The 13,509-nt window shown below is 58.5% G+C and carries 13 protein-coding genes; 9 read left to right on the plus strand and 4 right to left on the minus strand.

Annotation, left to right across the window (positions count from 1 at the left end; translation table 11 throughout):
- Nucleotides 1-7: 7 nt before the first annotated feature.
- On the plus strand, nucleotides 8-259 hold the full coding sequence (locus ACSOSP_RS35825; RefSeq protein ID WP_455313768.1) for a hypothetical protein: 252 nt from the start codon (nucleotides 8-10) through the stop codon (nucleotides 257-259).
- A gap of 74 nt (nucleotides 260-333) precedes the next feature.
- Nucleotides 334-2,217, plus strand: coding sequence for a hemagglutinin repeat-containing protein (locus ACSOSP_RS35830; protein WP_455313769.1), 1,884 nt, complete (start codon nucleotides 334-336; stop codon nucleotides 2,215-2,217).
- A 102-nt stretch (nucleotides 2,218-2,319) separates the two neighbouring features.
- On the opposite strand, the gene ACSOSP_RS35835 is transcribed toward ACSOSP_RS35830, so the two are convergent.
- The gene (locus ACSOSP_RS35835) at nucleotides 2,320-2,538 is read right to left on the minus strand and encodes a SymE family type I addiction module toxin (RefSeq protein ID WP_455315430.1); all 219 of its coding nucleotides are present in this window, start codon (nucleotides 2,536-2,538) and stop codon (nucleotides 2,320-2,322) included.
- A 414-nt stretch (nucleotides 2,539-2,952) separates the two neighbouring features.
- Here ACSOSP_RS35835 and ACSOSP_RS35840 point away from each other — a divergent pair, with 414 nt between their 5' ends.
- Both ACSOSP_RS35840 and ACSOSP_RS35845 read left to right on the plus strand, forming a co-directional pair.
- Entirely contained in the window at nucleotides 2,953-4,722 is a 1,770-nt protein-coding gene (locus tag ACSOSP_RS35840; protein WP_455313770.1) for a ShlB/FhaC/HecB family hemolysin secretion/activation protein, read from the plus strand.
- Nucleotides 4,723-4,728: 6 nt separating this feature from the next.
- Nucleotides 4,729-5,676: a hypothetical protein gene (locus ACSOSP_RS35845; RefSeq protein ID WP_455313771.1), complete on the plus strand. Its 948-nt coding sequence runs from the start codon at nucleotides 4,729-4,731 to the stop codon at nucleotides 5,674-5,676.
- A 99-nt stretch (nucleotides 5,677-5,775) separates the two neighbouring features.
- Here ACSOSP_RS35845 and ACSOSP_RS35850 read toward each other — a convergent pair whose 3' ends face one another.
- Entirely contained in the window at nucleotides 5,776-6,105 is a 330-nt protein-coding gene (locus ACSOSP_RS35850) for a hypothetical protein (protein ID WP_455313772.1), read from the minus strand.
- Between the two features lie 564 nt (nucleotides 6,106-6,669).
- Here ACSOSP_RS35850 and ACSOSP_RS35855 point away from each other — a divergent pair.
- Nucleotides 6,670-6,924 carry a hypothetical protein gene (locus ACSOSP_RS35855; RefSeq protein WP_455313773.1) on the plus strand — a complete coding sequence of 85 codons (255 nt, stop codon included), beginning with the start codon at nucleotides 6,670-6,672 and terminating at the stop codon, nucleotides 6,922-6,924.
- Nucleotides 6,925-7,168: 244 nt separating this feature from the next.
- Here the strand turns inward: ACSOSP_RS35855 and ACSOSP_RS35860 are convergent, their stop codons facing one another.
- On the minus strand, nucleotides 7,169-8,086 hold the full coding sequence (locus ACSOSP_RS35860) for a LysR family transcriptional regulator (RefSeq protein ID WP_455313774.1): 918 nt from the start codon (nucleotides 8,084-8,086) through the stop codon (nucleotides 7,169-7,171).
- A 94-nt stretch (nucleotides 8,087-8,180) separates the two neighbouring features.
- Between ACSOSP_RS35860 and ACSOSP_RS35865 the strand changes: the two genes are divergently transcribed.
- The 4 genes from ACSOSP_RS35865 to ACSOSP_RS35880 all read left to right on the plus strand — a co-directional run bounded on the left by ACSOSP_RS35865 (nucleotide 8,181) and on the right by ACSOSP_RS35880 (nucleotide 12,547).
- Nucleotides 8,181-9,059, plus strand: a complete 879-nt coding sequence (locus ACSOSP_RS35865; RefSeq protein ID WP_455313775.1) for an alpha/beta fold hydrolase — start codon at nucleotides 8,181-8,183, stop codon at nucleotides 9,057-9,059.
- A 5-nt stretch (nucleotides 9,060-9,064) separates the two neighbouring features.
- Complete coding sequence (gene leuC, locus ACSOSP_RS35870; protein ID WP_455313776.1) at nucleotides 9,065-10,486, plus strand: 3-isopropylmalate dehydratase large subunit; 1,422 nt, start codon at nucleotides 9,065-9,067, stop codon at nucleotides 10,484-10,486.
- Nucleotides 10,479-11,108, plus strand: coding sequence for a 3-isopropylmalate dehydratase small subunit (gene leuD / locus ACSOSP_RS35875; RefSeq protein WP_455313777.1), 630 nt, complete (start codon nucleotides 10,479-10,481; stop codon nucleotides 11,106-11,108). The genes leuC and leuD overlap by 8 nt, the downstream gene beginning before the upstream one ends.
- A gap of 101 nt (nucleotides 11,109-11,209) precedes the next feature.
- On the plus strand, nucleotides 11,210-12,547 hold the full coding sequence (locus ACSOSP_RS35880) for a dicarboxylate/amino acid:cation symporter (RefSeq protein ID WP_455313778.1): 1,338 nt from the start codon (nucleotides 11,210-11,212) through the stop codon (nucleotides 12,545-12,547).
- Nucleotides 12,548-12,595: 48 nt separating this feature from the next.
- On the opposite strand, the gene ACSOSP_RS35885 is transcribed toward ACSOSP_RS35880, so the two are convergent.
- The gene (locus tag ACSOSP_RS35885; RefSeq protein WP_455315431.1) at nucleotides 12,596-13,480 is read right to left on the minus strand and encodes an MlaA family lipoprotein; all 885 of its coding nucleotides are present in this window, start codon (nucleotides 13,478-13,480) and stop codon (nucleotides 12,596-12,598) included.
- Nucleotides 13,481-13,509: the final 29 nt, after the last annotated feature.

Raw genomic sequence — 13,509 nt, forward strand, 5'->3', positions numbered from 1 at the left:
CACAGCTATGAACAAGCAAGGTCGGGCGCTTAAGAAAATCATAAAACGCGCTATCGTCGCCTACTCAGCCGCCGTGGGGATCATTGCATTAGCCCTCGTCATTTCGATCAAACACGGTTCAGGTTGGAAACCGGCACTTGCTGGAATGCCGCTCTATGTCACGCTGTTCGTGGGGATCACCTACCAGCTCATCAAGGAGTTGCGGGCGTTAAAGCGAGAGGAGCAGGAAGAAGGCTCTACTAACAACGAAGGGCAATAACAACGAACCTGGCCGCAGCCGGGTTCGTTGTTTGTGTAGCGTGGTTCATGCGGAATGCCGGGGTGGGGATTGGGGTGAGTTCCAAGGGGGGCGCGGGGATCAGCGTATTCGCCAACGGTTTTGCCGCAAGCGGTCACGGCAACGGCGAGAGCGTGACGCAGGAGAACACGACGGTGGCGGCAGGCAATGCGCTCACGATCCACTCTGGACGCGATACGACGCTTGATGGCGCACAGGTCTCGGGTAATGCGGTGAGTGTCGATGTGGGTCGTGACCTGACGATGACCAGTGAAAAGGACACGTCCAACTACGCCGAGAGGCAAAGCAGTGTGAGTGGCGGGTTGAGCTATACGTTCGGCGCGGGCGGCTTTTCGGGTAGTGCATCGGCGAGCCGTACGAAGATCGATAGTAACTTCGATGCGGTGGGTCAGCAGACGGGGATCGTTGCGGGTGAGGGCGGGTTTGATGTGAATGTTGCTGGGCATACGCAGTTGAACGGGGCGCAGATTGCGAGCTCGGCGAGCGCGGACAAGAACACGTTTACAACCGGCAGCTTCAGTTACAGCGACATTGCCAATTCGTCTGAGTCATCGGGATCGACCACGGGTGTGACGCTGGGCAGTGGGCCTGCGATTGGCTGCCCACAGTTCGCGCAAACGAGCGATAACGCCAACGGCACGACGTATGCGGCAATCAGTCCCGCCACGATTACGGTGAACGCGGATGAAGCCACGGGCATAGATAGCACGGCGGGCCTCTCACGTGACACGACGAACGCGAACCAGACGGTACAGAACACGTTCAACCTTCGGGAGACGCAAAACGATCTGGCGTTCGCTCAAGCGTTTGGTAAGACGGCGACATATGCGATGGCTGAAGCGGCGGGACAGCTCGCGAAAAGCAATCCGGAAGTGTTCGGCGAGGGGAAGCCGGGACGAGACGTGATGCACGCGGCGGTCGCGGCGATTGGTGCTGCGATCTCGGGTGGGAACATTGCGGGCGCGGTTGGCGGGTCGCTGACGAGCGATGCGCTGACGGCGCTGGCTAAACCGATCATCGATCAGGCGGTGAGTGGATTGCCGCCGGGGTCGCAGGAAGCGGCGAGGAATGCGTTGAATGTTGTAGTGGCGACGGCGGGCGGAGCGGCGGCAGGATCACTGGCGGGTGGTTCGCAAGGAGCGCTTGCTGGGGCGGGCTCGGCGTCCAATAACGAAATCTACAACCGGCAACTTCATGAGGACAGCAAGGCCAAGGAACAGACGTTAGCGAAGAAGCTGGCCGATGAGAGCGGAGGCAAATACACGCCGGAGCAGATCAAAGATCAAATGGCGCAAATGAACCTGACGGTGGATGGTCAAACGGAATCGGGAGGCGTGCGGGTGGCGACCGGAGCGCAGCCGCAGGACGGTACGCAATGGCAGTCCTATGGCGTGAACAAGGCTGGACAGCAAGTTTGGGCTCAGAGCCTTGGGCCGGGTGATCCTGATTTGCAGTCGTATATTGTGAATGGTGCGCAGGGTAGCGGCTTGGCGTATCAAGCTACGACGACAGGTTCCAATCCGGGGTTAGTGAGAGCGCCGGACTTCGTGAACTTCCAGGTTGATTACTTTGTGGGTAGTGCGTGGGGAACGTTCACGCGGGATGGAAATTCGTTCTTCGGTACAGGAGTAAACATGGCGCTTCCCAATCCGGTTCAGGCCTCGGCCAGTATCACTGCTGGGTGGCTTAATCAAACAAGTGTTCGACCGGGACAGACGAACGACTTCGCTGGAGGATATGCCGGCGGTATGACAGGTGCTTACGGCGTGCTTGGTGGAGGGATGATGTATTCGCCAGGTAATGGAACAGCGACAATCATGGGAGTTGGTGGCGGTGTTAGTGCCGGTAAGAACACCAATATCGGCGGCGTTGGTGGCGGGTTCGCCCGCGATCAGGGTAAAACTGGGATTGGATGGTAACTATGGTTGGCATACCTGGATCGGCACCTAAAACGCGGACACAGAAAATCGTCGGGTGGTGCGCATTCATCGCGATAATGAGTTTTATTGTGTACGTGGTACTCAAAAACATCTTTGCCTAAACAACGAACCCGGCCTTAGCCGGGTTCGTTGTTTGTGTAGCCTGGTTCGCGCTGGGGTGATGATCAGCCTGCCGTCTTCAACGTGAACGCAGACGCGGCTATCGGGTTTGAAGCCAGCTTGCTCGAGCCATCGGCCCATAAGCCGGATACGCGGGATAGGTCGTTGCCTGGGCAGTGGCTGATGGGGCGGGTAACTCAGCGCGCAATATTGCCTGGAAGCTCAAACATATTGAGATGGACGAAGTGCACCTTCTGGCAAACTCGCACTTTTCGAACAAGAGACGCACCGAAAAAATGCGGACCTAAATCTGCTACTTCGTGAGCGCCGCTTCCGTTCTTTTTTCCGAGCGCGTATTAATGAATTAGGAATACATATTTTTACACTTCGTCTCCACAAAAACATCTTAGTCGCCATCATCCTGACACTATTCTCCGCATGCGAATCCGCTCCCCCAAACGCACCCCCAAAGCCCGCCCCCATCCCGGAAATGTCGCCTAACTTGCCAGGCGTCGCATGGGTTGGCGGTTATTGGCATTGGGACGGTTCGCAATGGATATGGATCGCCGGTCACATCGCGCCAAAACTATAAACACAAAAGCACAGTCCCTAACAATGTCGCGACATGTATATCGCCCGATCACGATCGCCCTGCTGGCGACGCCTCTGATTGCGCTCGCCCAAACGCAACCCGATCCAAACGCAGCCGCAGCCGCGCGCACGTCAGCACTGCAAAATCAACTGCAGCAAGAACGCGAGCGAGCGCAGGAGCGGGACCGCCAGTGGCAGGCGCCGGACGTCCGGCTTCCGGTAAGCAGCGAGCCGATCCCCGCTGTCCTGCCGTCGGAAGTGCCTTGTTTCAAACTTGACACCATAACCCTCGACATCCCTGCGACGCTTCCCGATCGCATCCAATCGTTCAACGATCCCGCCTCGCTACACGACGCGTTTTCCTTCGCGCGCGAATGGCTAAATAGTTACGCGGGCCAGTGTGTTGGTCAACGCGGAATCGAACTCCTGCGCAAGGGCGTGCTCGCGCAGATCCTTGCGCGCGGCTTCGTCACGACTCGTGTCTTGCTGTCTGACCAGGACTTATCGAAAGGCGCATTGCGCTTCGAACTGTTGCCGGGAACCATCCACGCTATCCGCTTTGCAGATCCCGCCATCCGCGGGACGTGGCGATCCGCGTTCCCAAACCGTCCAGGCGATTTGCTGAACCTTCGTGATATCGAACAGGGACTGGAGCAGATGAAACGTGTCGCGAGTCAGGAAGCGGACATGAAGATAGAGCCGGCGGCCGAAGCAGGCACGAGCGACATCGTTATCGCAGTACAGCGCTCGAAGCCATGGAAGCTTGTGTTAGGAATAGATAACTCCGGAACCCGTGAGACCGGCAAGTTTCAGGGGACCACCACGTTCGGCCTGGACAACCCGCTCGGTCTTAACGATCTTCTCAGTCTTGGCGTATCGAACGACCTCTATTTCACCGACAAAAAATACGGCACACATGGGTTGAACGCGTATTACTCGGTGCCTTGGGGGAACTGGAATTTTTCGCTCTCCGGCAACAAAAGCAGCTATTTTCAGCACATCGCGGGCGCGAATCAGACGTTCATTTCTCAAGGCGATACGAAGTCACTGAACCTGCGTATCGATCGGTTGTTGTATCGCGATCAAACCAGCAAGACGGGCATCGAGGTGCAGCTCTCCCGTCGCTATGGCCGTAGCTTCATCGAAGATACAGAGATCAATGCGCAACATCGCGATAACACGTTCGTCGAGGTCGGCCTGACGCGACGCCAGCATGCGGGTAGCGCCACGCTCGACGCGACGTTCGCCTATAAGCAAGGTGTGCCCTGGTTTGGCGCGCAAGGTGATCTCCACGATCCGTACAGCGAGCATAAGCTTGCGCAAACGTATCTCTACAAAATGGCGACGCTCGATGCGTCGTTGTCCGTACCGTTCAAACTCGGCGACGTTCCGTTTCGATACGCGAGCACTTTCCGCGGGCAGTTCACGAACCAACGCTTGTTTTATATCGACGATATCTCCATCGGCAGCTTCTATAGCGTGCGTGGATTCGATGGCGAATATCTCCTGAGCGCGGAGAAGGGCTTCTACTGGCGCAACGATCTTGAAGTGCCGGTGGGCAATAGCGGTCAGGTGGTCTATGTGGGCCTTGATTACGGCCACGTGTACGGGCCCAGCGTCGCCGCGCTGCTTGGCAAGCAACTCGCTGGAGCGGTGCTTGGCATTCGAGGCGGCAAGGCCGGCGTTGCCGGTGCCGTCAGCTACGACTTCTTCGTGGGAACGCCGGTGTACAAGCCATCGAATTATCCAACCGCTCGCACCACGGCTGGCATCCAGGTCATCTACCAATACTGAACAACCATGACATCACGAAAAACATCGTCAGGCTATTTTGCTGTGCGCCTCTCCGGGTTATTTGTCGCGATATCGCTAAGCGCACTCGCGGGATGCGGAGGCGGTGGCGACACCGGCAACAACAGTAACGTCGACAATGCGTCCGGAACCGGCGCCAGCGGCGCTACAGGCGGGTCTATACCAAGTTCGGCGTCGGCATTCATCTCGTCGATATTCCTGCAATCAGGCGGGACGGGTTATGTCAGCTTCGTCAGCAGCAAGAACACGTTCTCCCAATACACGGGCGTCGCAAGCGAGCAACTATCGATATCGACCGCAAGCAGCACCGTGTTCAACGAGCAAACCAGCGCGGTCATCGGACAATACAGTGGGGCGCTTGCCCGCCAGACGATCGTCACGGCGGCCGGCGATTTCAGCACGCTCGGACTTGGCAACGACATCCAGATGTTCGGTCAAGATTCGACCGGCTTCACGTTCGGTCTTGGTGGCTCCGCAGATGTCTTTCGGGCAACGCTGATGCCATCGGATGTCTCCGGGCAATCGATCTCAGGCGTCGTAACTGATGCGGATGGCGGCGTCGCCCATGTGCTTGCCGCAGACACGGCGGCAATGCCGAGCGGATCGATTCGCTATTCAACGCAAATCACCGCGAACGCGCCGGTCCTCGTCGTGCAAAGCGGGGCGGTCGCCAGTTCACAAACGCTTGGGCAATTGCAACAGCAGTTTGGCGGAACGGTCGCCGCGTTAGGGGATGTCTCTTATCTGACTGGCATGAGCGAAATCGCGCCGGTATCTGCTTATGCACAACTGAACACTGGTGTGTACGCCGCCACCTATGCCATTGCCGGACAGAGCGTGCCGATTACGCTTTTAGCGGGTACCGGCGTTGGTTACAACCAGATCGCGTCAAGCTTCATCGTCCAGGAACTGAAGTCTCACGCGGGCAATCTTTGATCTTCCACTAACTGGCAACGCTGAAAAGCCCATCTGCGCGCGCACAACCTAAACCAGGAAGCCGCGCGCTCGCGAACTCACCGCAACAAGCGCGACCCCTCAACCTCCCTTCCCATGCCCCGCGTCCAACGGCTTATGCTGCTCCGCTCCTGACCCAGGAAAGAACGTATCCCAAACCGCTCTAACCCCCTCCGCCGCAGTCGCCTCAGCCTCAATACTCTCCGCCCCCTCAACCTTGCTAGGATCGCCGGACAGGCCCCGCCAGTGAGTGAAGACGAGCATCGGTTTTTCGGTCCATCCGTCCGTACCAAACTTCGCGAAAGCCGTTTCGCCGCTCGCGAGTTGCACCTCGTACCATCCGTCGCGCGCCGGCGCGTAATCGCTTAACGGAAACCATGCAGTCGGATCGAGTTTCACAAGCTCCCCCATAGATCATTAGGACATTGCTGTCGGTGTAAGGATTGCGCGCATACCACGTGCCCGGCATCTAGATCAAAGCACCCCAAAACGTCGTCACATTCGCCAGGCAAACCTAAGTGTCAGAATACGCAAAGGTAAAAAGGCACTACAGAATCTCATCGAAGCGACCCTAACCACCGAAATCACCCGGCCTGGCAGCGAGACATAGTCAAGCTGAAGGGACTCCGAACCCACCGCCGGCTTCAACCGCAAAAACATTCAACCCCGCAATCACCCCTTCGCCAACAGAAGCATTAACCGCACAAGAACAGTGCATCCATGCGTTGTCCCACGTTTCTCATCAAATTGACATACTCTGTCTGTATAAGCGTGCGTTCACGCAATGCTGCATCCGCAAAATAAATGAAGTACTCACCACAAAGAAGCCGGTAATTCCACGTATAAACCCTCAACATAAAAAATCCAGTTGATTCTTGTTTTCTGTTTATTGATAATGCCTAAACACAATGTCGTGCCAGACCAATTGGTGCGCTGAGAGAAGTAGTGAAGTCGTCAACTTGGGGGGAATCAGTCATGCAATACGCTGAGATCGCTTACGAGAATGTCGTCTTGATTCCGCTGGCCGCGTACGACGATGGCTTGTACGCAGCCATGCTGATCGTCAGGGAGGTTGATGGTGTGCAGCGCGCAACTGGCGTGCTGGGCCATTTCCCGTGCCCTGTCGATGCCCGTAAGTTTGCCCTTGCGTATGGCATGGCGGAAATAGACGAACGTCGGCATGCGCCGCAACAGCGAGTAATGCAGCACTCTTTCGATCAGGCCGCATAAATCCGGCCTTCCAAACCGAAAGTCAAAGCCACGCCGCTTTGAAACAAACCGTATAGGTATCGATAAAACACGCCCGTTGAAAAGCGGGCGCGTTCATTATGGGCATTTGCTCATTAGCGATACAAATAGTCATATTAATCCGCTTAATAAAACGTTGGTTTTTTATACCGAGTCGGCAACCGAAGCCAATAAAACAATGGCCGCGATGAAAGACGGCTGAGCCACAAAGCGTGCCTCTCGCTTATCAATATTGCGCAGCGCTTGTCTGGCCAGCCCCAGCGCGTAACTCTTCCCCCAGGAACTCCACGAACGTCCGAAGCTTCGCGGACAACTGATGCCGCTCCAGATAGATCGCGTGGATGTCAGCATTCGGCAGCGCCCAGTCGTTCAGCAGTACGACCAGCTTACCGTCGCGCACCAGTGCCTCCGTCTCCCATTGTGAGCGCACGGCAATGCCGCGTCCATCCAGCGCCCATTGCAGCACCGCGGTGCCGTCATTGCTGCTGAGCGGACCATCGACCTTGACGGTCTCCACCTTTTTACCCCGCGTGAAATGCCAAGCCCCATACGCTGATTCGTTCTCGCGCAGCACGAGGCACGCGTGCCGCGTCAGGTCGTGCGGCGTGACCGGCTGCCCGTGTTCCTCCACATATCCCGGCGATGCACACACAATCCGCCGGTTCCTCACCAGCAAACGCGCGTTGATGCGTGCGTCGGGGACATCGCCGAAACGGATACCCAGGTCGAACCCTTCTTCCTGCAAATTCACCGGCCGGTCCGACAGATGCAGCTGAATCTTGATCGCCGGATATCGCTCGATAAACCTCGACACCGCCGGCGCAATCCGGCTGCGCCCAAATCCAAACGATGCATTCACGCGCAGCAAACCCGTCGGCTCCGCCCGGCTTTTAGTGACGAGTTGTTCGAGTTCGGCGAGTTCATCAAGGATGCGCGAACCGTTCGCCAGATACAGCTCGCCCTCGGGCGTGAGGCTTACGCGCCGCGTGGTGCGGTTCAAAAGCCGCACGCCTAGCCGCCGCTCAAGTTGCGCAAGGCGCTTGCTGATGGAAGGTGGCGTCACGCCAAGATCGCGCGCAGCCGCCGCCAGATTGCGATGCCGCGCGACCAGCGTGAACAAATTAAGGTCCGAAAAACCGTCCATCGATTCATTCCTGAAAGTTAAGTCTGGATTGCCTGAATAGAAACTGTATCGGGAAATGCATCAATTAAACTTCATAAAACTGCTGGAGACAATCATGTTCGATGACTTCAAGGACGTATCGGCAACCGTCGATGGCGTCAGGATCAAGGCGATACAAGGCGGCAACGGCCCCGCTTTATTGCTGCTGCATGGCCATCCGCAAACGCACGCGATCTGGCACAAGGTCGCGCCCGAGCTGACGAAACACTTCACCGTCGTGGCAGCGGATCTGCGCGGTTACGGCGACAGCGACAAACCGGAAGGCCTCCCCGATCACAGCAATTATTCGAAGCGCCGGATGGCACAGGATCAGGTCGACCTGATGCGCACGCTGGGTCACGAATCGTTTGCTGTACTCGCGCACGATCGCGGCGGCCGGGTAGCGGCGCGAATGGCGCTGGATCATCCTGATGTGGTCAAGAAACTGATCACGCTCGACGTAGCGCCGACGCTCGTGATGTACGAGAAAACTTCGTTCGAATTCGCCCGCGCGTATTGGCACTGGTTTTTCCTGGTCCGTCCCGCGCCGTTCCCCGAGACGCTGATTCACGCGGACGCCGATCTGTATCTGAAGCAGACGATCGGCGCGCGCAGTGCGGGTTTGAAGCCGTTCACGCCCGAGGCCTACGCGGAATATCTGCGTTGCATGCAACAGCCGGACACCGCTCATGGCATCTGCGAGGACTATCGCGCGAGCGTCACGATCGACCTGGAACACGACCGCGATTCGCTGGCGAAGGGCCAGAAAATAACCTGCGATTTTCTCGCGCTATGGGGCGCGGAAGGCGTGATCGAGAAGTGCTTCGATCCCATCGCCGAATGGAAGCATTTCTCCGATAACGTCAGCGGCCACTCGCTGCCATGCGGCCACTACATTCCGGAAGAAGCGCCCGAGTTGCTGCTCGAGCGTGTGCTGCCGTTTCTTCGAGGCTGAGCATCATGTTGAACCACAATACTTTCTATAAAAAACTCGTCGACTCGCATACGGTCATGCGTATCGATGATCAAAACGTGTTGCTCTACGTCGATCTGCATCTGATGAACGAGTACACGAGCCCGCAAGCGTTCAGCGGTCTCGCTGAAAAAGGCAGACCAGTACGTTGTCCAAAGCAACAACTCGCCGTAGTGAGCCACATCATTCCGACGCACGCCGAATCGCCCCGTGTGATTCGCGATGCCGCCTCTTTGCTGCAAGCCGAAAACCTCGCACGCAACTGCAATAACGCGGGCATTCGCCTGTACGCGGCGAATGATCCGTTGCAGGGTATCGAACACATCATCGCGCCGGAACTGGGATTGATCCGCCCAGGCATGGCCGTGCTCTGCGGCGATAGTCACACGACCACCTACGGCGCGTTGGGCGCGCTCGGGTTTGGTATCGGTACGTCGGAGGTTGAGCACGTTCTCGCGACGCAGACGCTGGTGTATCGCGTGGCGCAGACCATGCGTATCACCATCGATGGTGCGTTGCCGTATGGCACGGCATCGAAGGACGTGATCATCTGGATCATCAGCCGTATCGGCGCTCAAGGGGCGCGGGGATATGCGGTGGAATTCACGGGTACGACCATCGCGTCGCTCTCGGCGGAAGCGCGCATGACCTTGTGCAACATGACCGTGGAAGCCGGCGCGCGGGCGGCGTTGATCGCGCCGGATAAAACCACGTTCGACTACGTTCGCGCACATGCAACATCGCTAGATGAAGCCGCGTGGAACGCAGCGCTCGCCGACTGGAGCGATTTGAAATCCGACGCCGATGCCACCTTCGACGCCGAATTCACCTTCGATGCCCGCGACATCGCGCCCTTCGTCACGTGGGGTACGAGCCCTGACCAGGCGATGCGCGTCGACGCCCTCGTGCCCGACGCCGCCCAACAAGCCACGCCCGAAGCCGCCGCAGCATTGCGTCGCGCGCTCGACTACATCGGTCTCGAATCGAATCAGCCGATAGCGGGAACGCCGATCGACCGCGTGTTCATCGGCTCATGCACGAATGGACGGATCGAGGATTTGCGCATCGTCGCGTCGATCGTGCGCGGGCGCAAAGTCGCCCAAGGCGTACGCGCGATGGTCGTGCCGGGCTCGGGCTCGGTGCGTCGGCAGGCTGAAGCGGAGGGCATCGCGGAGATTCTAAAAACAGCCGGCTTCGAATGGCGCGAGCCGGGATGTTCAATGTGCCTCGCGATGAACGACGATTTCCTCCAAGCGGGCGAACGCTGTGCATCGACGACGAATCGCAACTTCGAAGGCCGGCAAGGACGCGGCGGCCGCACGCACCTGATGAGTCCCGCGATGGCCGCCGCCGCCGCGCTGACCGGCAAGATCACCGATGTCCGTTCGCTGGAGAATCACCATGACTGATGTGGCAAATAAGTTGACCAAGATCGAAGGCAGCGCGATTCCGTTGCCGATAGAAAACCTCGACACCGATCAGATCATGCCGAAGCAGTTTCTTCGCATCATCGATAAAGCGGGATTGAGCAAAGGCTTGCTCTACGATCTGCGTTTCGATGAACACGGCACACCGCTCGCAGATTGCGTACTCAACCAACCCGCATATAACGGCGCGCGCGTCCTGATCGGCGGGGCAAATTTCGGTTGTGGATCGAGCCGGGAACATGCGGTGTGGGGACTTCAGCAATACGGTTTCGACGCCGTGATCGCACCCAGCTTTGCCGAAATCTTCTATTCCAACGCGATGAATAATCGCCTGCTGCTGGTGCAACTCGATCGAGAAGCAGTGGACATATTGCTGCGCGGATCGACGGATGATCCGGCATCGAAGATCCTTATCGACCTGGAAGCGCAGACGGTTACGTCAACATCCAGCGCTCGGGTTTTCAAGTTCCCATTGGGTGCAAGGCACAAGCGCATGGTGATCGAAGGCATGGACACGATCGACCTGACGCTGACCAATCTCGCCGACATAGAAGCCTTTGAAAAGCGCCACTTCGAGCGCCATCCCTGGGCCGCTGTGATGTAACCCGCGCGGCTGCGGCCGCACATCGGAACACCGTGCAACCCGACTGCTTTGGCGTAAGCCAAAGCAGCGAGGACACGCTTTTGCCCAAAAAAGGAGGAGACATGAAACGCAAGCCGTTCTACCGGATTCTGTACGTGCAGGTGATCGCCGCAATCTTCGCGGGCGTGCTGCTAGGCCATTTCCTCCCAGTCGATGGCATCGCAATGAAACCCCTCGGCGATGCCTTTATCAAACTCGTTCGCATGATCATCAGCCCGGTGATTTTCTGCACGGTCGTGACGGGGATTGCGAGCATGCACGACATGCGCAAGGTTGGGCGCGTTGGCGGCAAGGCGCTGCTGTATTTCGAAATAGTCTCGACGGTTGCGCTCGCCATCGGCTTGTTGGCGGCGCATCTGCTCCAACCCGGCAAGGGGTTCAACGTCGACCCCTCCACGCTCGATGCCAGCGCGGTCTCCGGTTATGCCGCACAAGCCACTCATGGCGAAGGGCTGGCCGGGTTCTTCATGCACATCATCCCCGACACCTTCGTGGGCGCGTTCATCCAAGGCGACATCCTGCCGGTGCTGCTGATCGCGATGCTGTTCGGCTCCGCGCTCGCCGTGATGGGCGAACCGGCGAAGTCGGTGATTGGTTTGATCGAGGCGCTATCGAAGGCGTTCTTCAGGATCGTCCACGTGATCACGAGTCTCGCGCCAATCGGGGCGTTCGGCGCGATGGCGTTCACCATCGGCAAATACGGCATTGAATCCCTGCTTCCGATGATGAAGCTCATCGGCACGTTCTATCTCACCGCGTTTTTGTTCGTGATCTTCGGACTGGGTTTGGTGACGAAGGCCTGCGGTTTCAGCATTTTTCGCTTCCTTGCGTTTATCAAGGACGAGTTGCTGATCGTGCTGGGCACATCGACATCGGAAGCCGCCTTGCCGCAGTTGATGGAGAAGCTCGAGCGCCTCGGATGTTCGCGCGGGATCGTGGGCTTGGTCGTGCCGACGGGCTACTCCTTCAACCTCGACGGCACCAACATCTACATGACGCTCGCCGTGCTGTTTCTCGCGCAGGCTACGAACACCCACATGACCGCGATGCAGGAGGTGACGCTGCTTGCGGTGACCATGCTGACGTCGAAGGGATCCACGGGCGTGACCGGCGCGGGATTCATCACGCTCGCCGCCAGCCTGTCGGTCGTACCGACCGTGCCCGTGACCGCGATGGTGCTGATCCTCGGCATCGACCGCTTCATGTCGGAATGCCGGGCGCTGACGAACATTGTGGGGAACGGCGTGGCGACGATCGTCGTGGCTTCGTGGGAGAAGGAACTGGATCGCGGGATGCTGCGCGCCCAGCTTGGGATGCCGCAACGCGTGGAAGACATGAAAGAGGGCCGTTCGACCCTGGTTAGCCGATGGAAACAACGCAAGGCCGAGCGGTCCTTATAAAGCTGAAGCACTCGCGATACGGCGGCCGTATCGCGAGCCAGGACTCATTTACTTCCCAGCCGGCGCCGACGCCGGCTGGGCCGCGCCCGGATCAGCGTAGTTAGGCAAGCCTTGCGAGCTGCTGCTCCCGCCCGTGCCCGGTTTCGCCGGCGCCGCCGTCGCACTCGCGCCTTCCGCAGGCGTTGCGGCTGCACCGCTGTCATCACCGTAATCCGGCAGCGCCGCGCCCGCCGCGCCTGTGAGCTGATACTGCCGGCGCTGCGTGTAGGCATCGCGCACGAATGCATATTTATCCAGCGCGGCTTGCGACAGGATGTCCGTTGCGCCCAGCAAATCGGCCCGCGCGCTGACAAAGCGCATGACGAACAACGACACATCCGCTTCCGTACTCAAGTAAGTACCCGGATTGAGCGGAATACTCGCAATCCAGTTCGTTGCATCGCGCGCCGAACTCGGGCCGAGCAGCGGCAACACCAGATACGGTCCCGACGGCACGCCGTAATGCCCCAGCGTCAGCCCGAAATCCTGATCGTGCTTCGGCAACCCGGCGGCTGACGCCCAGTCGAACAAGCCGCCAATACCGAGCGTGGAGTTGATCGCGATGCGCATCAGGTCTTCGGTCGCATCGGTGATCTTCAGCTGCAGCAGGTTGTTCGCGAAGTTGCCAATGTCGCCGATATTCGAAAAGAAGCTGCTGATTGCCGTGCGCAGCGGCGCCGGCGTGACTTTCACGTAGCCGGTTGCAATCGGGCGGGCGACGTATTTATCGGCGGCGTCGTTGAACTTGAAGATCTCGCGGTTCATCGGTTCCAGCGGATCGCCCGGCTTCGCGGTGGGGCCAGAGGCGCAACCGGACAGGGCGAAAGCAGCGGCGAGCAGCACGCCGCCGGAGAGCGCTCGCAGTGTGCGGGCGGCATCAGGCGTTTTTGCCATCCTCATGGGTCGGTTTCCTTGGGGTCTGC

The sequence above is a fragment of the Caballeronia sp. KNU42 genome (assembly GCF_053760385.1).

What these genes read in the sequence shown, in the direction of transcription:
- ACSOSP_RS35825 (WP_455313768.1), top strand. Translation starts at nt 8, where the DNA reads ATGAACAAGCAAGGTCGGGCGCTTAAGAAAATCATAAAACGCGCTATC.
- ACSOSP_RS35840 (WP_455313770.1), top strand. Translation starts at nt 2,953, where the DNA reads ATGTCGCGACATGTATATCGCCCGATCACGATCGCCCTGCTGGCGACG.
- ACSOSP_RS35845 (WP_455313771.1), top strand. Translation starts at nt 4,729, where the DNA reads ATGACATCACGAAAAACATCGTCAGGCTATTTTGCTGTGCGCCTCTCC.
- ACSOSP_RS35850 (WP_455313772.1), bottom strand. Translation starts at nt 6,105, where the DNA reads ATGGGGGAGCTTGTGAAACTCGATCCGACTGCATGGTTTCCGTTAAGC.
- ACSOSP_RS35855 (WP_455313773.1), top strand. Translation starts at nt 6,670, where the DNA reads ATGCAATACGCTGAGATCGCTTACGAGAATGTCGTCTTGATTCCGCTG.
- ACSOSP_RS35860 (WP_455313774.1), bottom strand. Translation starts at nt 8,086, where the DNA reads ATGGACGGTTTTTCGGACCTTAATTTGTTCACGCTGGTCGCGCGGCAT.
- ACSOSP_RS35865 (WP_455313775.1), top strand. Translation starts at nt 8,181, where the DNA reads ATGTTCGATGACTTCAAGGACGTATCGGCAACCGTCGATGGCGTCAGG.
- leuC (WP_455313776.1), top strand. Translation starts at nt 9,065, where the DNA reads ATGTTGAACCACAATACTTTCTATAAAAAACTCGTCGACTCGCATACG.
- leuD (WP_455313777.1), top strand. Translation starts at nt 10,479, where the DNA reads ATGACTGATGTGGCAAATAAGTTGACCAAGATCGAAGGCAGCGCGATT.
- ACSOSP_RS35880 (WP_455313778.1), top strand. Translation starts at nt 11,210, where the DNA reads ATGAAACGCAAGCCGTTCTACCGGATTCTGTACGTGCAGGTGATCGCC.
- ACSOSP_RS35885 (WP_455315431.1), bottom strand. Translation starts at nt 13,480, where the DNA reads ATGGCAAAAACGCCTGATGCCGCCCGCACACTGCGAGCGCTCTCCGGC.